A 21,753-nucleotide genomic window follows, 5' to 3' on the forward strand; every position below is an offset into this window, starting at 1 on the left:
TTAATAATGTCTCACATCTTATCGATGCTTTCATGACCATCTAGGGGCAATTATGGATAAGTATCAAATTCTTGTGCTTGATTTCTGTTAGGATTATGGTTTTAGTGTGTCAAGTGAGCGACTGTGGACTTCTCAGCCAAATTGCGCCTCTATTGGGCGAATGAAACCATAAATTACAGCGTATTAATTCTCATCACTCTACTCGGTGTTGTGGTTCCTGCTTGGTATTATGGACAAAACACACTCATCACACCTTTGATCTTAGGTGTTATTGCTGCGGCTCTTGCTGAAAGTGATGACAGTTTTACTGGCCGTCTCAAAGCACTCACATTGACCTTTATCTGTTTCGCTGTAGCCGCTTTCTCTATCGAGATCCTGTTCGATACACCTTGGCTGTTCGCGATAGGGCTTTTCGTTTCAACCTTCTCTTTTATTATACTCGGTGCAATTGGCCCTAAATACGCCAGTATCGCGTTTGGTTCTCTGCTTGTTGCTATCTATACCATGCTCGGTGCCCATGAGAGCACCAACCTTTGGTTTCAACCGCTTCTACTTTTAACCGGCGCCGCTTGGTACTACTTCATGTCGATGATTTGGCAAATTGTCTGGCCGATGCAGCCCGTACAACAAAACCTAGCAACGGTATTCGATCAAATCGGCAATTACATCGGCTCAAAAGCAGAACTCTTCTACCCTGTATCTGATCTTATTCCTCAGCCACATCGCATTATTGAAGCTAAGTTAAACGCCAGTACCGTTAATGCACTCAACATGTGTAAAGCAACTCTGCTTAACCGATCTAAGCGCGGGCACATTGATGGTCCGAGTGACCGATTCCTAAACACCTATTTCATCGCACAAGACATTCATGAGCGCGTGAGCTCTACCCACTACCGCTATCAAGAGCTGGCAAAGCACTTTGAACGCTCTGATGTGTTGTTTCGATTCAAGTATCTACTCGAAGCCCAAGCCACAGCCTGTAAAGAAGTGGCGAGCTCATTGAAAGTCGGAGCTGAATACCAACATGGCGATAAGTCTGTATTAGCACTTGATGAGTTAATGTCTTCGCTTAACCATCTTAACCAACAGAACAAGCCCGAGTGGAAATCACTGCTCAACCAATTGGATTACTTATTCAATAACCTAGCTACCGTCGAAAAGCAGCTCTCGAATATCAGTAACCCGGATGCGGAAAAGTTGGAAGAAGACGTATTGGACGATACCAACCCTCATACTTTGACGGCAATGTGGCACAAGATCAAAGCCAACCTGAATACCGACTCGATGCTGTTTCGTCATGCGATTCGTATGGCAATCACATTGACGCTCGGCTACGGGATCATTCAAGGTTTTGACATAGAGCGTGGCTATTGGATTTTGCTGACGACACTGTTTGTATGCCAGCCAAACTACAGTGCAACACGACAAAAGCTGACGGCTCGTGTCATTGGCACCGTCGCAGGCTTGTTGATTGGTGTACCACTACTGACCTTCTTCCCGTCTCAAGAAAGCCAGTTAGTTTTCATTGTGATCAGTGGCGTGATGTTCTTTGCATTCAGAATCAATAACTACGGGTTCGCGACCGGCTTTATCACGCTGCTTGTACTCTTCTGCTTTAACCAATTAGGGGAAGGCTACGCGGTGGTGTTGCCAAGACTAGCGGATACCTTTATCGGTTGTGCCCTCGCCGTACTTGCTGTCATTTACGTGTTGCCTGATTGGCAATCAAAGCGATTGCACAAAGTAATGGCAGATGCGCTCGATTCCAATAAGAACTATCTCGCTCAGATCATTGGCCAGTATCGTGTAGGTAAAAAAGACACCCTTAATTACCGTATTGCGCGCCGCAGTGCACACAATAACGATGCCAACCTGACTGCGGCCATCAGTAGTATGCTGGTTGAACCGGGCAAGTACCGCACCTCTGAAGATGAGAGTTTTCGATTCCTAACACTTAATCATGCTCTGCTCAGTTATATCTCTGCTTTAGGTGCTCACAGAACACGTATCGATGATGAAGCAACACACAAACTGGTGTTAGATGCACACAGAGTAATACACGAACATCTCGACGCTCTAAATGATCAACTCTACTCCCACCAAGAACAGTGTGAAGTAAAAAACGCTTACGACCCTGAACTGGATAAACGTCTGAGTGAGTGGCGAGAAGAAGACGAGAGTTCTGTCAGAATGGTTCTACAACAGCTGCATTTGATCTATCGAATGCTTCCAGAATTGCATACCTTAGCGACCAAGTTTGCGGTTAAGGTAAAGATAGATAAGCCGTTTGAAACAGAAGCTTCTTGAGCAACGAACAAAATACTGTAAAAACAAAAAGATACCGCCAATCGCTCACCTTTTGATCATCAAATGTAATTTATACATTGCTCTACCCATACCCCTAATTAGGTAGAGTAATTACTTTCCTACCCTTGCACCACAAGGGATGCGGGGATTTTTACATTGTAGGAATTCTCTGACTTTGATTGACCCAACCATAACTTTGCCTAACATTTCTCGGACAAAAAACGACCACAGAAATTTATAGTTGTCTTAGTTTTAGGAAACTTCAAACTTCATTTAATATTCACTTAATCTTGTTTGATTTCCTGAATCAGTAGGCTATGCTCTATAGAGCATATGGATTTGAACAAAGGTCACATTATGAATACACAGCAATTTGAAGTATTTAAGCAGCAAATACAGCTTCTTAGCCCACAGCAATTGAAAGCGCTTCAAGGTGAAATCGACGGCAACCTTGAAACGGACCAGCCTTCTCTGCTGACTGATGAAGAGTTAAACGCACTGAATGACCTGTTTAATTAATAGACAGACGTCACTATTTTAGCTTAAGTTCACCGTTTCACCGTAAATTTCACCTCTTCACCATTGCGCTCAAAATATCGTCCGCCTAGACTCATTCAATACGTCAATAAAAGGTTCTGCTATGTCGATATCTGGTATTCAATCTGGTTACGCCATTATTCAGCAGTCAACCAACATGGCTGAAGAAGCCGCAATCGAGCTCAACCAAGCCTCCAAACACTCTCTAGAATCCGATGACGCTTTCCAAACCAGCGATTTCAGCTTTAACCAAATAGAACCTGAACAATCCATTTCGTTTAAAGAAAAAGAACCGGAACCATCTTCATCCTCAACGGATGCACTCATCAAACTGACTCAAAGCGCAAGTTATAACCGCGTTGGTGCGAGTGTGATTGATCGTCAAAACGAAGCCATCGGCAGCCTTCTCGATATCCATATCTAGTTCAATCTCATAGTGAGCATTTTTTGACGAAGTTGTCTTGCTTAGGCGAACAAATTGCTGCTAAACCCATACAAACTGTAACTCATTATATCAGGCGCTTGTTTCTGGTTTATTACTCGGTAGAATCAGCGCAAACCAATTTGCTGCACAAACTTTACTTCATACTATTTATGCCAAAACTAAATCTGCATCGCCGTGACTATGTTTCTATTTTAGGAGGCGACATCTCCGCAGACGCATTAGAAAAAAAGCTTCAGCCTCATTTTGAAAAGCCAGTAAATAAGCTGACTCCTAGCCCCTATCTGACAGAAAAAAATCTAGCACGTCGCTGGACAGCGCTCGACAATTCAGATTCTCAACAAGAGCTCCTCGACCCTCATACACAAAATCAGATCCAAGCTTATGAGAAAAACATTGAGCACTTTATTGGCACCGTTAAAGTCCCTGTGGGAATATCTGGCCCTTTAAGAGTCAATGGCCTATTTGCTACGGGCGATTACCTCGTCCCACTCGCAACCACAGAAGCAGCGCTTGTTGCGTCTTACAATCGTGGTTCTAAGCTGATTACGGCCTGTGGTGGCGCAAGTGCAATGTTACTCAATGAAGGTGTCACACGTACTCCTGGTTTCGCATTCCAAGGATTAGTTGAAGCCGGACAGTTTGTGGCTTGGGCTGTAACTCAGTATGACCAATTTAAAACCTTGGCTGAATCAACAACATCACACGGCAAGCTGACCGACATCAATATCAACATCGAAGGTAACCATGTTTACTTGGTGTTTGAGTTTCTAACCGGGGACGCTTCTGGCCAGAACATGGTGACCATCGCCACCAATGCAGTTTTTGAGTACATCATAGAAAATACGCCGGTTAAGCCCGATCATGCTTTCCTAGATGGCAACTTGTCAGGCGATAAAAAAGCCAATACTCAAACCTTGCGCAGCGTTCGTGGTAAAAAGGTCACAGCCGAGGTTAATATCTCTGCCGAGCTTGTCGCTAAGTACCTCCACACTACACCAGAGAAAATGGTGCAGTTCGGACAAATGACCACAGTCGGTGGTGCTTTGAGCGGCACGATTGGTATTAATGCTCATTATGCAAATGCACTTGCTGCGCTCTACATTGCTTGCGGACAAGACGCAGCCTGCGTCGCTGAATCAGCGATTGGTATGACTCGCATGGAACTCAATAAAGAAGGTGGTTTATACGCGAGCGTAACACTACCTAACTTAATGCTAGGGACTGTTGGCGGTGGTACCGGCTTACCAAGTCAAAAAGCATGTTTGGACTTGCTTGGGCTTCATGGCAACGGTAAATCACAAGCACTCGCTGAAGTTTGTGCTGCATTGTGTTTGGCGGGTGAACTATCGATTGTCGGTGCGTTTTGTGCTGGCCACTTTTCACGAGCGCACCATAAACTAGCTCGTTAATAACCTTTGTCAGATTGGCTTGTTGTTTTGTGTGTTGCGCCAAATATCAAGCCATCCTCAATGTATGAGTCATAAATGGATTACTTACACCTATCTAGAGTGAGCCTTAAGCACCTCACTGCGCTTCATATTATGCTGAACACCCACAGCGTTACTCAAACCTCAGAACAACTTTGTGTAAGCCCTTCGAGTGTGAGCAAAACCTTGTCTCAACTGCGTGACATTCTTAATGACGAACTGTTCTATCGAGATGGCACCAAGCTGATCCCGACGCCATTTGCCTTGCAGGTAGCTCCGACTGTTCACGCGATTCTTTCAAGCATGAACGGACTGCTTCATCAGAAGAGTTTTACCCCTCAAGAATACCAAGGCAGCTTTTCACTTTCGATGCGCGAAAGTACCTTTGAAGTATTCGCGTCAAAGCTCAGCAAAATTACCACTGAACTCGCACCAAAAGCCAAACTCAACATCTATTCGAAGCAACAGCTTGGTTTTGATGCTTTGCTCAGCGGTAAGATCAACTTAATCTTATTGCCCCATGATATTTCCCAGCCACCGACCGATAATAAGGAACTGGTTTGGGAAACGATTCTTCCAGACGAAATGGTTTGTTTGATGGGCGCAGACCACCCTCTTGCTCAGCAAGAACTGACGGTAGAAGGCTACTTAGATTACAAGCACATTGGGATTTTAGATAACGAACTGTCTCAGCCTTACTTTGAGCAAAACTTAGTTCAATGTCATAAGCCAAGAGATATGGCAATATCGGTCGCGGACTTCGGTGCAGCGGCTGTACTGTGTCACCACACACCTTTCCTGTTCACTTGCTCTAAACAGTGGGCTGAACATGCTAAGCAAGCTCAGGGTTTAGTGAGCAAACCCTTGCCTTTTGATTACGGTAAGGTGGCGTATAGCTTAGTATGGAACAAGCCCAACATGAATGATCAAGCGATCAAGTGGTTGTGTGACCTGTTTTTAGAGGCTTAATATTTTTAGAAGCTTAATATCTTTAGAAACTTAACGTTCTTAGAAGCCTGATTAACCGCCTAAGAAACTTAAAAACTAAGTATAAACTTCAGGGGTTTGCATCGGTCTTTGAACTATGGTGTAGAGCTTATCGTGAAAGATCTGCATCTGTTGTTCGGTGCATTTAGGCCATTTTAGCGCTTCGCCAATCACACCATGATGTTGAAACGCATTCAGCCGAATACGAACATCATTTGGTAGCACCTTCAAGTATCGCCCCACTTGTTCAACTTCATCTTCAAGATCGCTTTTATTCGGAATATGCAGCAACCTAACTTCATGCAGCTTTCCTTTGCCTGCAAGATAATTGATGGTTTCAAACACCCGATGATTTCCTCTGCCCATTAACCATTGATGTGTTTCCGATTGCCATGATTTTAGGTCAATCATCGCGCCATCAAGATAAGGCAACACCTTGTCCCAGCCTTGCTGTGACAACGAGCCATTACTATCAATAAAGCACGTAAGGTGCGCTAGCTGAGGATCACTTTTAATCGCTTGAAATAGCTCAATGATAAACGGCAACTGCATGGTCGCCTCGCCACCTGAGATAGTGATTCCGCTTAAGAAAAATTGGTTATGCCTGACGAGTTCAAGCACCTCAGAGACTGCCATTGTGTTGATTTTCGGGCTCGACTTATGATCGCAGACATCAATACACTGATCGCAATTGGTACAGGCTGCCGGGTCCCAATTCACTTTGCCATCAATCATGCTTAAAGCACTACTTGGACAGCCACTCACACAATCTCCACAATGGTTACAGTGGTTAATTGTGTGTGGGTTGTGACAAGTAATGCAGTCAAAGTTGCAGCCCTGAAGAAACAGCACCAAGCGGTTTCCCGGGCCGTCAACACAAGAAAAGGTCAGCACACGGCTGACCTTCGCTTGTTTTTCTGTCTTATTATTTTTAACCCTAGCCATTTGAGTTGTTAGATCAGAAATTTTCATAATTCACATTGTTCGTATTCGAAACGCATCACACACATAACGCACGCACGTTAAAGCTATTCGTATGTCGGCGACATCTCTAAGCTCGCTACACGTGGTTTACGCTCTAATATACCCGTGTTCTTCGCGGCTTCAGCACCTAAGAAGGTGGTATTAGTGCGTGAACCTTGCTCATCGTATTTCGCAATATCAGACAGCTTGATCATGTAACCCGTTACACGAACCAAATCGTTCGATGCTACGTTAGCTGTGAACTCACGGTAACCCGCTTGAATAGCGCCTTTACACAGGTTAAACATCGCTTCAGGATTTGATTTCACTGTTTCGTCGATGGTTAGAATGTCACTGATACCCGAGGTGTAGAATTTATGGTGACCCGCGGTAGCACGAACGTAAGAGACTGGATCCGGTTCGGTGCCATAAGGAATACGGACACCCGGAGTCACATCTTCATCTAAACTAATACCGCCTTGAGCGTGCAACAGAGCCTTACCTTCCAGCCCATATTTCACTTCAGAGCTTTCGACGATCTCAGCCAGCTTTTCAGAGATACGGTGACCGAGTTGATTAGCCTGTTCATCGTGACCATAGCGCCCTGCTTGGCCCTCTTTCTCCATCAAGATGTTGACTGCTTCCGCCATGCCATAAATACCAAACATTGGCGCAAAGCGATCTTCTTCGATAAGACCTTCTTTGGTCAGGAAGCCGTCAAAAAAGTTAGACTCTTCATGCAAGAAGCGGCTACGAGCGTTCATCAATTCAACCATGATGCCACTGTAATTCGGCAATACTTGTTGTAAGAAATCAGCACTGTCCTCAGACTTCAACGCCACTTGCTTGAGGTTCATACGCACCAAGGTGTTTGAACCGCCCGCTAAAGGCAAAGAGTTATAGCAACTCACAATACCAAAACGCTTGTCGCCGTAAGCCTCGGCGTGCGCTGGATAGTTTGCGATATGTGGTTTACTGCACTCGCAGATATTGCTTGCCGCATGACGAAGTAGATCATCAGGTGTCACAGCAGGGTCGTACATAAAGGTTAGGTTTGGTGCGATCTGCTTCAGTTCAGCGTCTACGCGCAAAATCGTACGGCACACAATGTTGTCGGTCGGGCCGATATTCACATGCATAAAGGCATCTGGCAATGTGCGGTCCAGCATAATCCAGAACAGCTTAAGCTTTTGATATACCTGTTCATCCGTCAAGTCGCCAACAAATGGCATCAGTACATCATCCAACTGACCTAGGTATACCGGGATTGAAGTTACAGACGGAACATGGTGGTAAAGGATGGTAAGCATGTTCAATGCTTCATCGAAATTAGTTGCCGCGCTAAGCTCTAAATACTTTGAGCCTTGATGTAAGTATTTAGAATAGTCCGGAAGTACATAGCGCGGCTTAAATGGTGCATGCCCTTCAAACATGTCACATAGCACACCTTGTTGTAGGGCCTGCTCTACTTCTTTGCTTACCGGCATATACGGCAGGCTGGCTTCAGCTTCTAAGGCAAGATAGCTCGACTTCTGTTTTGGTGACAGGTGGGCATCTGAAATGATATTGCTAAAGCGTTGTTGTTGCTCTGAAAGTTGTGGAGAAGCAGATTGGTGGCTCATAATGAAACCCTTAATATTATTATGGGCTTATTTTATATCTCACTGTTACATTTCCACTAATGAAATGTATGCAAGACTATATTTCCAAAATGGAAATGAGTGATTTGTTAATTGCCTGAAATTAGCTTATCTATGAAAGAAGTGGGAAGAAAGAAGCCAGTGTTGGCGTTGATAGTGATAGTGATAGTGATAGTGAAGATATTAAAAGCACTCAATGGCTCGCCTGTTTGAAACACAAACGACTAAAAATAGAAAACCCACATAACTGACCTTAAGGTCGTTGATGTGGGTTTCGTTATTTTAGATGAGCATTACCGAGGCTAGCTCTAGGCATACACAGGATTACAGATGAGGAAGCACTTGTTTGCGTCCAACACCCATCAATACCTTTAACTCTCCTTGTGGAGTGTTGATCGAGAACGGCGTTGATACTTCAACCACTGCAAAGCCAGCTGCACTTAATACATTCTCTGAGCGCTGTTGGCTTACACCGTAGTCTTCGCTGTCGTTCTCTAAGTACCAATCCCAGTGTACAAACGTGCCGTCGTTTTCAAGCAGCGTGTAAATCAGACTGACTGTGTCTTGTAGGTTCGGGATAAAACCACACACCGAAGAGGCTACCACTAGGTCAAACTGGTTTCTGAATGCTGGATGCTGCGCTGCAAGCCCGCGCGATAAAAGATCAACAACAGGTTCAACGTTGGGTAACTCTTTCTTATCTAACTCTTCAATCATCCCTTCAGAGATATCAAGTGCGATGATCTCTTTTGCTAAAGGAGATATTTTCTGGCTGAGTAGTCCTGTACCACAACCAAAATCAAGGACACGGGTTCCGTTTAAATCAACGAGCGGTGTTAACTGGTCAAATACGGACTGTGCGAATACTGCGGTCGCGGGATCTTTATCCCAATCAACGGCGTACTCGTCCCATTGTTTCGCCATCATGGCCTCCATCTTTACTTCTTGTAGGTTCGGAACTTCCCCAGAATAAACCAAATTAGTCAATTCGTCATAGAGTTATCATGCAAAGATGGACTATTTCTAAGATAGTCAGCACAATATTCAGATAATATGCACCGACCCCCGCTCAATATGGAAATGAAATGAACCTTTCTCAAGTCCAAGCCTTTTGTTCCGTTGCTGATTTAGGATCAGTGTCTGAAGCTGCACGCCAGCTAGAATGCAACCGAACCAAACTCAGCATGTCGATTAAAGCCTTGGAAAAAGAGTTAGATGTCGAGCTGTTCGTACGCAGCGGAAACCACGTTGAACTTTCTGAAGCGGGCAAAGCCATTTACAAAGATTGCGAAGGCTTGTTGGTGACAGCAGCGCGTATTAAACAGACCTGCTTGCATGTTTCAGGTGAATTTAACGCGGAAATTTGGATTGCACGAGATGACTCCCTACCCGATGGAATGTGGCAGGATTTATCTCACGCCTTAAATAACAAGTACCCTTCTACCTCATTCAACTTTGTTCTCGCGTCAAGCGGCGACTTAGCTAACTTGGTTGAAACTCAGCAAGTCGACTTCGCATTTGGCGTCGATTACGAACGTGTCGATGACCCAAGAATTATCTACAATCCACTTGGTAAGATTCGAATGATGTCTGTGTGTAAGAAAGGACATGATCTGAGTGCGATGCGACGAGTATCGGATGAAGTATTGAGAAATTCGATGCAAGCGACCATGGTTTATCTCAATGAGAAGGATAATCCTGAGCTTGAGCCCTTCTCTCGCCGTTATATTGGCTTCTCTAGCTTCGACTTCATGTTAGATACAATTTTGCGTGAAGAGGCGTGGGGCGTAATGCCAGAACCATTGATTCGCCATTTATTGCGTGAACAAGAGCTAGCAGTGATCAAACACACGTACGGCTTAACACAAGAAGACTATTGTATGTTTACCGCGGCTGGGATGGCTGAACACCCAGGTATGAATTGGTTAGCGGATCAGATCAGCGATTACTTGTTTGATTTTTAAAGTGTCAGATAATGTTCTATCTCGACACTTAAAATCATCTAACAAATAGAAAGCCCTCTCTTTAAAAGACCATCACGTGATCAACTAAATAGCGTCCGTCTTCTTCAACCAACACCATTTCAGCCACAAACTCGCCTTTCGCAATGGTATACGCTTGCTTCCACACAAAGGCGATAGAATTTGAGCGTCTAAATAGTGCGACCTGCTTTCGTTCAGCAAAAAAGCCATTGCTGTGTTGATAATGGTGACATACCTTTTCTAAATATTCCGGCGTAACAATGTCTTTCATCCTTTGGGTAAAGTCTCGACAGTGCTGAGCATGATCAACCTTAGTTGAACCGTCCATCAAGTTATCCATGATCGGGTTAGCAATCACCCACAATTCGTTATCACTGATATCGTCAAACTTCATATTGATCCATTCCTTATCCATTCCAATCCGTGCAGTCTCAGTCTCAGTCTCAGTCTCAGCAGAGTCTAGGAAATCAATGAAACCCTAGCGACTAATGTGTTTTATTAATCATAAACGATCCTATTTCAGTTGCACACCATCCCCAAGAAACACTCAACGTCAATTTTACTGACACCTTAAGTTACCAATAAGTGATTGAATAATAACAGCTTGAATATAAAACGAGTTACTGACATATAAACATCATCAGATAAAGTTTGTAAAGTTAGCTCAATATTAGAACAATGAAGTTATCAAAAACATCTGGAAAATTTTATGTGTGACAGGAAAAGCCAAAACGAAAATCGAGTACTATTGTTCTCAGCCCTTTTAGCATCAGGCTTCGCAGTTGGCGGATTGGTGTTGGGTCTTCTCGTTGGCTCTCTGGTCATAGTATTTGACGGTGTCTATTCTCTTATCAGCTTACTGCTAACTTTATTGTCACTAGCTGCATCGAAATACATTAATCGCCCATCAGATAGGGAGTTCCCGTTTGGTCGAGCCATCATTGAACCAATTGTGATTGCGATTAAAGCAATTGTGATTCTGCTAGTGGTTAGCTATTCACTTTACTCTGCGATTGGTGCGTTGATGACGGGTGGTCGTGAAGTTGATGCTTCTATCGCGACTCTGTTTGGTATTTTCAACGTGTTGGGTTGTGGTTATGCTTGGTGGTACATCGCTAACAAGAGCAAGCGTATTTCTTCAGGTCTGATTCAAGCAGAGTCTAAGCAGTGGCAGATGGATACGCTACTGAGTGTGGCAGTAACGGCTGGTTTCGTAACAGCTTGGTTAATTACCTTTTCTCCACTTGCAGAATACGCGGTGTATGCCGACCCAATGATGATGTTGCTGATGTCTTTCTACTTCATCAAAGTGCCTTTCGACATGTTACGTGAAGCAATGCGCGAACTGCTTATGATGTCGGCAAACAAAGATATTTGTGACGCGGTAGATAAGAACGTTGTCGCGGTAGACAAAGAAGCGGATCAAGATTTGGAGCTAATGGGTGTGACTAAGGTTGGCCCAGAACTAAGAATTAACGTTGATATTCATACCAACGACCAACAAGCGATTGCGGTCGATGATATTGAACGAACGCGCCGCCAGCTTAAGCGACGCCTATCTAAGATGCCTTATGAGCTTCAATTGAATCTCAATGTTGCGAGTTAAGTTTTCCATTGCAAACGAGGACACACCTCACCCAAGAACATAAACTCAGATTAAGAGTGAGACTGAACCTTTTTAGAAGCCGACGCCTTTGCCGTCGGCTTTTCTCTTGTTACCCACCAGCAAGCGAGTGAACCAACGGTTACCATACAAACGCCCTGCCAAAATGTCATGGTCAACGACAAGCCTAAAATCAACGAAGAGAGTACGGTTGCGAAGATTGGCGTAAAATACGACATGGTCGCAAGAAATACCATATTGCCACCCAGAATTGCCGTATTCCAAAGCGCATAGCCTGCGCCCATACAAGCGCCAGCTAACGCTAAATCAATCGCCGCACTCGTTGTCATCACCATGCCTGTTTCATCACTCAATGCGTATTTGATCCACAGAGTGATCGCCGTAGCGATAAAGAAAAGCACAATCGCATTCTGTCCTTTAGCAACGCGCTGGGTGTAGTTGCAGTAAACAGCCCAAATAATCGCACCAAAAAACGCCATCGAATAGGTTTTAGGATTAGTCGCAATGTTGGCCGCAATTTGATCAACAGATAGACCTTGGTCACCACTGATGCTCCAAGCCACACCGAAGAATGCCAAAAAGATACTTGGATAAACCAACCAGTTAATCTTCTTGTCGCTCAGCAACACCGCAAACAACACCGTCAGTGCCGGCCACAGGTAGTTGATTACTGCCATCTCTATGGCTTGATGTCGGCTGTTCGCCATTCCCAATGCCAGAGCCAGGAAAATCTCATAACAAACGAACAAGGCGCCGCCAATCAGTAGGTAAGATTTAGAGAAACGTGACAACTTTGGTAAACCCATAACACAGACCAACAACAGTGCACTCACCGTGTAAAGGCTGGCAGCACCACCAATTGGACCTAGCTGTTCTGAGACACTACGAGACAGAGCAATCAAACAGCTCCATAGTAAAATGGCGATAATACCGTAGCAGCTATAACGATGAGATTTCAGCACGCCTTTTCCTTTATCTATTTTAGATGGTCACTCTATGGTTAAACCAAGTTCAAAATAATTGGCCGAGTACATTTTCGTACTCGGCCATCAATGCTTTGTTTACAAAGCATCAATCAATTTGCAAAGCATTGGTCAATTAGCGAAATCAACCGATTGTGATTGCGTATTCGCTAGTAGCAGTCAGTTGTTAGCTATTAACTATTAACTAAGCCAGTAGCAGAGCTTGCAAGTCAGCCAGAGACTTCACTTGATAGTGAGGGTTGATGCCGGCTGGTGTTGCCTTTTCTTGACTGTTTAACCAGCAAGTTTCAATGCCAAAATCGAGTCCACCTAGAATATCTGAATGTGGGTTATCCCCGACCATCAATATTCTTTGTTTCGATGGCAACCCAACCAGCTTATGCGCATATTCAAAAATCTCGGCATCCGGTTTGGCTACCCCAACCTCTTCAGAAATAATCACGTGCTCAAAGTAATCCGTCATTCCTGTACGCTCTAAACGGATAGACTGAAGCTCTGTAAAACCGTTAGTAATGATGCCCATGTTCACTTTGCCTTTTAAAGACTCCACCAACTCTTGTGCACCTGGTAATAAAGAACAAATGTCCGCCATCGCCGTTAAAAATGCACTGTTTAAAGCAGCAGTTGTTGTCTCTAGTTTCTCAGCCCAGCTTTCGAAGCGCGTATGTTTCAGTTGGTCTGCGGTAATGCGACCATCTTGGTAATCGACCCAAAGTGGTAAGTTAACCTTTTGATAAGCCGAATAATCTTGCTCGCTGAAATCCACACCAAAGCGAGAAAACATCAGCTTCATTCCTTGATAAGCATCAAAATGGAACAAGGTTTCATCTGCATCAAAGAATATCCAATCGTACTTCATTTTATTTCCTATTATTCGCGCTGTTGAGCAGTGCATGCACTGTTTTTGTCGTTGTTTTTATCGTTGCCTCAAAGGGCGGAGCATCACTTTACCCTCAATTTTGTGAGCCTGTATATAAATCTAATAATTTATAGAAAACAAGCCACAAGTCATGATGTATCGCAAATTTTGCCACATATTAAACCAATACCATACAAGAAATACACTTAGGTACCGGGAGGTACTATGAAGCACTTTTTACCGTCATCTGTCATGCTCACCCCTTTTCTTGTCAAATACTATGACGAGGAGCCAGAAGACACGCTTGATTCTGAAGAGTCACAAGAACCTCAACTTGAATGCAGTGACGACTCAGATAAAAAGTCGACACAAGCCTAACTAGAGCAGCTTTCAATGAAAAACCTTACTTTTCATTGTTATAGAGCATCATTCTGCTCTTAGTTGAATCAATTTATCACTATCCATTACTGACAAATAACACAGCCAAAATCCATGAAAACGATTGCTATATGAGCCCTATCACAACGACTAGCCACAAAGTGGTAGTTCGGAATCAAAGTTGTTCCAGATCAATGGTCGACCACTTGAATGCCGACAACATGTAGGAAATTAAAAATCATAATTAACGGAGTTTTCCAATGTCTACTGCATTTTACATCCCTACAATCAACTTCATGGGTACTGGCTGTTTGAAAGATGCTGCTGATAGCATTCAGTCTCAAGGATTCAAAAAAGGTCTGATCGTTACGGACAAGATCCTGAATCAAATTGGCGTAGTTAAGCAGGTACAAGATCTTCTTAGCCAGCGTGGCGTAGACGCAGTTATATTCGACGGTACTCAACCAAACCCAACCATTACTAACGTGAATGATGGCCTTGAATTGCTGACTGACAACAATTGTGATTTTGTTGTTTCTCTAGGTGGCGGTTCTCCACATGACTGTGCAAAAGGTATCGCTCTGGTTGCTTCTAACGGCGGCAAGATTGCTGATTACGAAGGCGTAGACCAATCTGAAAAGCCAATGATGCCACTGATTGCTATTAACACCACGGCTGGTACTGCATCTGAAATGACGCGCTTCTGCATCATTACTGATGAAGCTCGCCACATCAAGATGGCTATTGTGGATAAGCACACAACACCACTAATCTCAGTAAACGATCCTGAGTTGATGCTTGCTAAACCTGCATCACTAACTGCTGCAACAGGCATGGACGCGTTAACGCACGCAATCGAAGCTTATGTTTCTATCGCAGCAACGCCAATTACAGACGCTGTAGCAATTAAAGCAATCGAGCTTGTGCAAGCACACCTAAGAACAGCGGTAGCGCACGGCGAAGACATTGAAGCTCGTGAGCAAATGGCTTACGCGCAGTTTATGGCGGGTATGGCTTTCAACAACGCTTCACTAGGTTACGTTCACGCAATGGCGCACCAACTGGGCGGTTTCTACGACCTTCCTCACGGTGTATGTAACGCTATCTTGCTTCCCCACGTTCAACGCTACAACGCACAAGTTTGTCCTGAGCGTCTGCGTGATGTGGCAAAAGCAATGGGTGTGAATGTTGAAGGCATGACTGCAGAGCAAGGCGCAGAAGCAGCAATCAACGCGATTGTTCAACTTGCAAACGACGTGAACATCCCAACAGGTATCGCGCAACTTGGTGCGAAGCTAGAAGATATCCCAACGCTGTCTGACAATGCACTGAAAGATGCTTGTGGTTTCACTAACCCTAAACAAGCGACACACGAAGAGATCTCAGCAATCTTCGAAGCGGCAATGTAATCTAGATACAAGTCACTTCTTATAGCTAACACAAACGGGCTCACCTCTGAGCCCGTTTTCTTTTTTCTGTCCGATGCCTTTCAAATCTTTTCCTTCTCCACTAGCCGCTAATCACTCATCACTCATCACTCATCACTCATCACTCATCACTCATCACTCATCACTCATCACTCATCACGAAAAAGTCGCATTGTTGCAATCGCTTAGTTATAGTTAAACTATTGATATATAGAATGACAAACAGGTTCCATTGAGTCGTAAGATAGCTAGCACCTCATTATTAGCATCACTTCTTGCTTACTCCGCTCAAGCAGAGAAGCAAAATGAGTGCCACAGTCAGCCGTTAGAAGACGCCCCTGTCGAAAAAGCTTACCATTTCCTGAACAGTAAATTTTGCCAACCCGCTCTTTGGTTTGATAGTTTTTTTGTTGATGACCGCATTACCGAAGATGCCAGAGCTGGAACGTCCGTCCGTTGGTATAACGATTTTATTTACTCGGAAGGTGGCGATGTCGACTACTCAACAAAACTCAAGGCGCGTCTGCATCTTCCTTTTGTGAGTAAACGCCTAAAGTTGATCTACGAGTCTGTCAGCGATGAAGAGTTCTTGGATTTTTTTCCGAATGATTCAGATGAATTGGACAGTGCGTTAGGTCTGCGTTACGACGCTTATGCCAAAGGTTATAGCAGCTTCAATATTAAGGCGACATTACGACCGCGTATTGAAGCTCGCTATCGTTTTACCTACCCTCTCACAACCGATGTGGTATTCAGACTTACCCAGCGGGTATATCAAGAAAAACAAGAAACTGGCGAGATCACTGACGTCGATTTTGATCTTTCTTTAAGTGATGATTTTTTGGCTCGATGGTCAAGCTTTGCAGGGTACAACGACGATCTCAAAGGTTGGAACTATGGTACGGGATTAACCTTGTATCACTACCTTGCCCAAGACCAAGCACTTCAATATAGCGCTACAATTAATGCAACGGATGAGCCTCATAACCATTACGAATACGCTCAGGTTTCGGTTACCTACCGACAAAACGTATGGAAAGAGTGGCTGTTCTACGAACTCATCCCTCGCTATCAATGGGAGCGAGAACCCCATGAGAAACATACCGAAGAAGCCAACATCACCCTTCGGCTTGAAGTCCTGTTCAATAATGTGTAGCTCTATAATGTCTAGTTCAACAACGTATAGTTAGTGTTTGAGATATAAGCATCGAGAGATAAGAACAGAGGCACAAAAAAAGCACATCATACGATGTGCTTTTTCAGTTCGATCAAGGCGTAGACTGCAATCTTAACCTTTGTAATTTCTTACTCGCGCCGCTTCTGCTTCACGTTTATCGACAACCGTCTTACCGATTGGCGCTAGCGAGATAACCGCGAGCTTAAGGTGTTGAATCGCAAACGGAATACCAATGATGGTAATGAAACACGCCACAGCTGACATGATGTGACCGATTGCTAGCCAGATACCCGCAAATAAGAACCAAATCACGTTACCAATCACGCCTAGCGGGCTCGTACCGATGTCCATTTCATTGGTAAGCTCGTCACGCGAAATCGCTTCCTGACCAAATGGGAAGAATGAGAAGTTACCCATAACAAAACACGCTCGACCCCATGGAATACCAACGATGGTAAGGAATGCGAGCAGTCCGAAGAACCACCAAGCTAGTCCCATAAATACGCCACCGAACAGAAACCAAATGATGTTTCCTATTGTTTTCATTCTGTATTCTCCAAATCTTGTAATACTGTTTATTTCATATGCCGAGTAAGGCAATACTTGTTCTAATAGGTTCATTATTGTTGAACCTTTATGAACCGTTTATGAATCACTTACATTTTATGTGATTGATACACGCCACGAAACGTCAAATCCGCATAGGGCTCATCGATTTTATTTGATACCATGCTCTTAGATTTTTAGTACCACAAAGCTAAACAGCTACAGTAGCTACAACAACTAATTGAAGGCCGAATTTATGAACAACACTGAGCAACCTAAAAAGAAAATGAAAAACTGGGTGCCAATCGTCTTCTTCGGACTTCTCAGCACAGTCCCAGTGTTCATGTTCTTAGTCGACGTGTACATCAACCAGTATATGTAACAGAGCCGGACATCCTAGCTATATAAATGGATATAAGAACCCTTTCCTGTATCCATTTCAGTTCTAATTAGATCAGTTCTTCTTCAGTCAGCTCTTCTGTAATCAACTCAACTCTTCCGTGATCAACTCAACTCTTCGTTAATCAGATCAGCTCTTCGCTAATAAAATCTAGAATGTCTATCAGCTCATGATCAGGCAAATTTAGTAAGTTATCCCCTACATACCATTCAATCTTACATTGGTTTGGCAACTCACTGATCGCTGGGTTTCCTATCCAAATCTTGTGTTTCTTCGCTATTTTATCTCTCACTATAATGCCGTCTTCATAGCTCACAGGTAAATATAGGTGAAGCATGTTGACCTGCGGTTGCTGTGGATTAACAGTGAACTGAGGATAGTCTAATAAGATTTGGTAGATCTGTTTTGTTCGCTCAAACAGTGATGGCATCAACTCTAATCGCTCATCAAACTGCATTGCAGCTGAAACCACATAAGGCGTTCGGTGATAAACATTGCCGCCCTGACGCTTCATCCACGCAGATGCTTTCGCCACAAAGGCTTTATCACCCAGTAACAATGAACCACCGAGGCCGTTCAGCCCCTTATAAAGCGAAACATAGGCACTATCAAAACCCTTGGCAATTTCGCTGTATGGTTTTTGGTAATACGCGCCGCATTCCCACAAACGCGCACCATCCATATGAAGGTGAATTGATTGTTCTTTGCAGTACTGCTTGATCGCTTCAAGCTCATCCCATTCTGGTAATTGGCCGCCGATTTCACGCATGGGTAATTCATATAGAGCGGCTGCAATCTCATCAGGCCACGCCTTTAAGTCATCAACATTCCAAGTACGAAATACGTTGCCGACTGGAAGTACGTTGAAGCGGTTTTGGAGCTGATACCCTTGGCGTTCATGACGCATAATATGACTCGATTCATGCATCGCCACTACTGGGTTTCTTTTCTCTTGGCACGCAATTTCTAATGCTGTTGGTTGATTCATGGTGCCAGTAATCACAAATACAGCCGCTTCATAACCTAGCAGTTCCGCGACTTTGTTTTCGAAGCTCTCGATAAACTCACCATCGCCGTAGCTATCATGGCTCACATTATGTGCCTCACACCATTCAGCCATCTGAGCGAATGTTTGTGCTGGAGTCGGTTCTAGGTGACCGGAAAGCAACAAATCACATTGTTGACGCAAGTCCATGCTCATAGTTTTTCCTTTATTCATTATCGTTCTATGTAGGGTTATTGGATTATTTACGTTACCCACCAACGGTGACATAAAATGCCCATATTCGCTTTTACTATTCGTGAATAATTAGTTTTACTCAGTCATCGGCGGCTTGTACCGGAAATACTCAAATTGACGGATGTTTTATATAATTAAGTACCTAAAAACACACGCATCTAAATAGATAAGTATGGGCTAATTCGTTGTTGTTCAACCATTCTTCTATTATTGTATATCTATAATTCCAATAAATATTATTCGTTAATGGACAAAGAGGGCTATATGTCGAAAAATCGAGTCTTGGTGCTATTCGCCCACCCTTCTCAGCATCGCTCTGAAGCTAACAAACCCTTATTTGAACAAGCCAAACGCATTAACGGGGTTACCTGTGTCGACCTCTATGCTGAGTACCCAACCTTCAAGATCAATATCGACCGTGAACAGAAACGCCTGTTGGACCATGACATCATCATTTTTCAATTCCCACTATATTGGTACTCAACCCCCGCGATTCTTAAAGAATGGCAAGACCTTGTTCTCGAATATGGCTTTGCTTATGGCACCGACGGTAATGAACTGCAAGGTAAAAGCTTGTTATGCAGTATCACCGCTGGTGGCAAGAAAGATGCTTATCAGACAGACGGTTATAACCACTTCACCATACGTGAACTGCTTCACCCAATCGAACAAACAGCATCTTTGTGCGGCATGAACTACTTGGCCCCATTGGCTTTATTTGGTTCACGTACTGCGTTGGAAGAAGGCCGAATTCAAGATCACGTAAACAGCTATAAAACACTTTTAGAGGCTTTTGTTGCGGGCGAAGTCGACCTTAAAAAGGCAAGCAAGGCTGAAAAGCTAAACCATTACGTTGATGAACTGATGAGCAGAGGTTAAATCATGACAGGATATTTTCTACAAGCATTTATCTATTTGCTTGCCGCAGTCATCGCGGTTCCTATCGCCAAAAGGCTTGGTCTCGGATCTGTGCTTGGTTACCTCATTGCAGGTGTTGTGATTGGCCCAATTATCGGTTTGGTTGGCGAAGAGACGACAACCATTCAACACTTTGCCGAATTCGGCGTAGTGATGATGCTGTTCTTAGTCGGGCTTGAACTTGAGCCTAAGATGCTTTGGGCAATGAGAAACCGTCTTATGGGACTGGGTGGCCTGCAAGTTGGCGGCACTACCGCGATTGTTATGGGTATTGCCCTATTCTTCGGGCAGCCTTGGACGATAGCACTCACCATCGGTTTGATCTTCGCACTGTCATCAACCGCGATTGTTCTACAAACATTCAATGAAAAAGGGTTGTCCAAAACTGAAGGGGGCAAGAACGCTTTCTCTGTGCTGCTTTTCCAAGATATTGCCGTCATCCCTATGTTGGCGTTCATTCCTCTATTAGCGTTGCCAGAATTAATTGAAGCTGCACAAAGCGCGGTCGCTTCAGCTTCTGATCACCATGAAGAGTTAAGTCTCGTTGCTGGCCTACCCGGTTGGGCTTATGGCCTTGTGATCACGGCATCTATTGCGATTGTTGTTGTCGGCGGGCACTTCTTGAGTCGTCCACTGTTCCGCTTTGTGGCGAGCTCAGGCCTGCGAGAAATCTTTACTGCAACCGCACTGATGTTGGTTATTGGTATTGCTGCACTAATGAGCCTTGTTGGCTTATCTCCTGCGCTTGGTACCTTCCTTGCCGGTGTGGTATTGGCGAACAGTGAATTCCGCCACGAGCTTGAGTCTAATATCGACCCATTCAAAGGGCTGCTACTTGGCTTGTTCTTCATTACGGTAGGTGCGGGCATCAACTTTGATGTTCTATTCAACGACTTTGGTTTGATAATTGGCCTCACTCTTGGCGTTATGCTACTTAAAGCCTTGGTGTTATTTACATTGGCGCTGATCTTTAAAATCAAAAATAGTGACCGATGGTTGTTTACGTTGAGCTTGGCGCAAGCCGGTGAATTCGGTTTTGTACTACTTAGCTTCTCGGCTCAAAACCACGTATTACCTGCTGATATAGTCCAAACTCTGTCGCTGGTTGTTGCCCTTTCAATGTTCCTAACACCAGGCTTATTCATTCTATTTGATAAAGTGATACTTCCTCGTTACGAACAAAAGTCTAACGACCGAGAAGCCGATACTATCGAAGAAAAAGGTACGGTGATCATTGCTGGTATTGGCCGATTCGGTCAAATAGTTAACCGATTATTGGTGTCGAATGATGTCAATACTGTGGTTCTGGATCACCAAGCCAACCAAGTCGATTTGTTACGCTCCATCAATATCAAATCTTACTTTGGTGATGCAACTCGTCATGACTTATTACATACCGCAGGTATCGAAGAAGCCGCAATGCTTGTCGTCGCTATCGATAACCAAGACTCAAGCGTTGAATTGGTGAAGTATGTTAAACACACCTACCCTAATGTGAAGATCTTGGCGCGAGCATTCGACCGTGGGCATAGTTACCGCCTACGAGAAGCTGGTGCAGATTCTGTGGTCTCAGAAACGTACCACTCGGCACTCGAAATGGGCGCAGAAGCTTTACGCTCTTTAGGGCACCACCCATTCTTCGTTGAACAACAGAAATCGACGTATCAGCGTGTTGAAAGTCGTAAGTCTGAAAAACTCTACCAAGCTTGGTCTGAGGCAGAAGAGAACCCGCGCTACGACAACAACTACCGACAAATCTTCATTCACCTTGAAGAAGCAATGAAAGAAGATATGAAAAAAGACCGTTCAGACAAGCATTCTCGATCTGAACGTGGTTGGACACCGCCACCGAAAGGCTATGCAGATGGTTTTGAGGAAGAAGAGTCCTAAGCAGAACTCTAAATAACGGCGCT

20 protein-coding genes are annotated in these 21,753 nt (G+C 44.1%); 12 read left to right on the forward strand and 8 right to left on the reverse strand.

Translation table 11 applies throughout. From position 1 onward, the window contains the following. Positions 1 to 123 precede the first annotated feature (123 nt). The 5 genes from yccS to AACR09_RS24070 all read left to right on the forward strand — a co-directional run bounded on the left by yccS (position 124) and on the right by AACR09_RS24070 (position 5,685). Positions 124 to 2,307, forward strand: coding sequence for a YccS family putative transporter (gene yccS, locus AACR09_RS24050; RefSeq protein WP_193834556.1), 2,184 nt, complete (start codon positions 124 to 126; stop codon positions 2,305 to 2,307). A gap of 333 nt (positions 2,308 to 2,640) precedes the next feature. Then, the gene (locus AACR09_RS24055; RefSeq protein ID WP_004730253.1) at positions 2,641 to 2,826 is read left to right on the forward strand and encodes a hypothetical protein; all 186 of its coding nucleotides are present in this window, start codon (positions 2,641 to 2,643) and stop codon (positions 2,824 to 2,826) included. 121 nt (positions 2,827 to 2,947) lie between these two features. Further along, positions 2,948 to 3,268: a hypothetical protein gene (locus AACR09_RS24060; protein WP_004730251.1), complete on the forward strand. Its 321-nt coding sequence runs from the start codon at positions 2,948 to 2,950 to the stop codon at positions 3,266 to 3,268. Positions 3,269 to 3,438: 170 nt separating this feature from the next. Beyond that, entirely contained in the window at positions 3,439 to 4,698 is a 1,260-nt protein-coding gene (locus AACR09_RS24065; RefSeq protein WP_102456754.1) for a hydroxymethylglutaryl-CoA reductase, read from the forward strand. Between the two features lie 75 nt (positions 4,699 to 4,773). After that, entirely contained in the window at positions 4,774 to 5,685 is a 912-nt protein-coding gene (locus AACR09_RS24070; protein WP_029405117.1) for a LysR family transcriptional regulator, read from the forward strand. Between the two features lie 75 nt (positions 5,686 to 5,760). On the opposite strand, the gene AACR09_RS24075 is transcribed toward AACR09_RS24070, so the two are convergent. From AACR09_RS24075 to AACR09_RS24085, 3 genes are all read right to left on the reverse strand, one after another. After that, on the reverse strand, positions 5,761 to 6,675 hold the full coding sequence (locus AACR09_RS24075) for a YjjW family glycine radical enzyme activase (RefSeq protein ID WP_193834558.1): 915 nt from the start codon (positions 6,673 to 6,675) through the stop codon (positions 5,761 to 5,763). 56 nt (positions 6,676 to 6,731) lie between these two features. Further along, positions 6,732 to 8,288 (reverse strand): YjjI family glycine radical enzyme, encoded by a 1,557-nt coding sequence (locus tag AACR09_RS24080; protein ID WP_108156430.1) that lies wholly within the window; start codon positions 8,286 to 8,288, stop codon positions 6,732 to 6,734. A 342-nt stretch (positions 8,289 to 8,630) separates the two neighbouring features. Beyond that, entirely contained in the window at positions 8,631 to 9,230 is a 600-nt protein-coding gene (locus tag AACR09_RS24085) for a class I SAM-dependent DNA methyltransferase (protein WP_004730240.1), read from the reverse strand. Positions 9,231 to 9,391: 161 nt separating this feature from the next. Here AACR09_RS24085 and AACR09_RS24090 point away from each other — a divergent pair, with 161 nt between their 5' ends. After that, on the forward strand, positions 9,392 to 10,270 hold the full coding sequence (locus AACR09_RS24090; protein WP_004730238.1) for a LysR family transcriptional regulator: 879 nt from the start codon (positions 9,392 to 9,394) through the stop codon (positions 10,268 to 10,270). A gap of 61 nt (positions 10,271 to 10,331) precedes the next feature. On the opposite strand, the gene AACR09_RS24095 is transcribed toward AACR09_RS24090, so the two are convergent. Beyond that, positions 10,332 to 10,682, reverse strand: a complete 351-nt coding sequence (locus AACR09_RS24095; RefSeq protein WP_193834651.1) for a hypothetical protein — start codon at positions 10,680 to 10,682, stop codon at positions 10,332 to 10,334. A 315-nt stretch (positions 10,683 to 10,997) separates the two neighbouring features. On the opposite strand from AACR09_RS24095, the gene AACR09_RS24100 reads away from it, so the two are divergent. Next, positions 10,998 to 11,894: a cation diffusion facilitator family transporter gene (locus tag AACR09_RS24100; RefSeq protein WP_193834560.1), complete on the forward strand. Its 897-nt coding sequence runs from the start codon at positions 10,998 to 11,000 to the stop codon at positions 11,892 to 11,894. 50 nt (positions 11,895 to 11,944) lie between these two features. Here AACR09_RS24100 and yddG read toward each other — a convergent pair whose 3' ends face one another. Together yddG and yjjG are read right to left on the reverse strand one after the other, a co-directional pair. After that, positions 11,945 to 12,874 carry an aromatic amino acid DMT transporter YddG gene (yddG, locus tag AACR09_RS24105; protein WP_017079752.1) on the reverse strand — a complete coding sequence of 310 codons (930 nt, stop codon included), beginning with the start codon at positions 12,872 to 12,874 and terminating at the stop codon, positions 11,945 to 11,947. A 205-nt stretch (positions 12,875 to 13,079) separates the two neighbouring features. Continuing rightward, entirely contained in the window at positions 13,080 to 13,754 is a 675-nt protein-coding gene (yjjG, locus tag AACR09_RS24110; protein WP_017092773.1) for a pyrimidine 5'-nucleotidase, read from the reverse strand. A gap of 225 nt (positions 13,755 to 13,979) precedes the next feature. Here yjjG and AACR09_RS24115 point away from each other — a divergent pair, with 225 nt between their 5' ends. The 3 genes from AACR09_RS24115 (at position 13,980) to AACR09_RS24125 (ending at position 16,715) form a co-directional block, all read left to right on the forward strand. Further along, complete coding sequence (locus tag AACR09_RS24115; protein WP_181359798.1) at positions 13,980 to 14,132, forward strand: hypothetical protein; 153 nt, start codon at positions 13,980 to 13,982, stop codon at positions 14,130 to 14,132. Positions 14,133 to 14,392: 260 nt separating this feature from the next. After that, on the forward strand, positions 14,393 to 15,541 hold the full coding sequence (gene yiaY, locus AACR09_RS24120) for an L-threonine dehydrogenase (RefSeq protein ID WP_004730228.1): 1,149 nt from the start codon (positions 14,393 to 14,395) through the stop codon (positions 15,539 to 15,541). Positions 15,542 to 15,791: 250 nt separating this feature from the next. Further along, a complete protein-coding gene (locus AACR09_RS24125; RefSeq protein WP_193834562.1) occupies positions 15,792 to 16,715 on the forward strand; it encodes a hypothetical protein in 924 nt (307 codons plus the stop codon). A gap of 132 nt (positions 16,716 to 16,847) precedes the next feature. Here the strand turns inward: AACR09_RS24125 and AACR09_RS24130 are convergent, their stop codons facing one another. Together AACR09_RS24130 and AACR09_RS24135 are read right to left on the reverse strand one after the other, a co-directional pair. Beyond that, positions 16,848 to 17,282 (reverse strand): YccF domain-containing protein, encoded by a 435-nt coding sequence (locus AACR09_RS24130; protein ID WP_004730224.1) that lies wholly within the window; start codon positions 17,280 to 17,282, stop codon positions 16,848 to 16,850. A gap of 524 nt (positions 17,283 to 17,806) precedes the next feature. Next, positions 17,807 to 18,883, reverse strand: a complete 1,077-nt coding sequence (locus tag AACR09_RS24135; protein ID WP_193834564.1) for a threonine aldolase family protein — start codon at positions 18,881 to 18,883, stop codon at positions 17,807 to 17,809. A gap of 303 nt (positions 18,884 to 19,186) precedes the next feature. Between AACR09_RS24135 and AACR09_RS24140 the strand changes: the two genes are divergently transcribed. Together AACR09_RS24140 and AACR09_RS24145 are read left to right on the forward strand one after the other, a co-directional pair. Beyond that, entirely contained in the window at positions 19,187 to 19,801 is a 615-nt protein-coding gene (locus AACR09_RS24140; RefSeq protein WP_017060908.1) for an NAD(P)H-dependent oxidoreductase, read from the forward strand. Positions 19,802 to 19,804: 3 nt separating this feature from the next. Next, positions 19,805 to 21,730, forward strand: coding sequence for a monovalent cation:proton antiporter-2 (CPA2) family protein (locus AACR09_RS24145; protein ID WP_193834566.1), 1,926 nt, complete (start codon positions 19,805 to 19,807; stop codon positions 21,728 to 21,730). Positions 21,731 to 21,753: the final 23 nt, after the last annotated feature.

The sequence above is a fragment of the Vibrio sp. OPT20 genome (genome assembly GCF_963889365.1).
GTDB classification, from domain to species: domain Bacteria; phylum Pseudomonadota; class Gammaproteobacteria; order Enterobacterales; family Vibrionaceae; genus Vibrio; species Vibrio splendidus.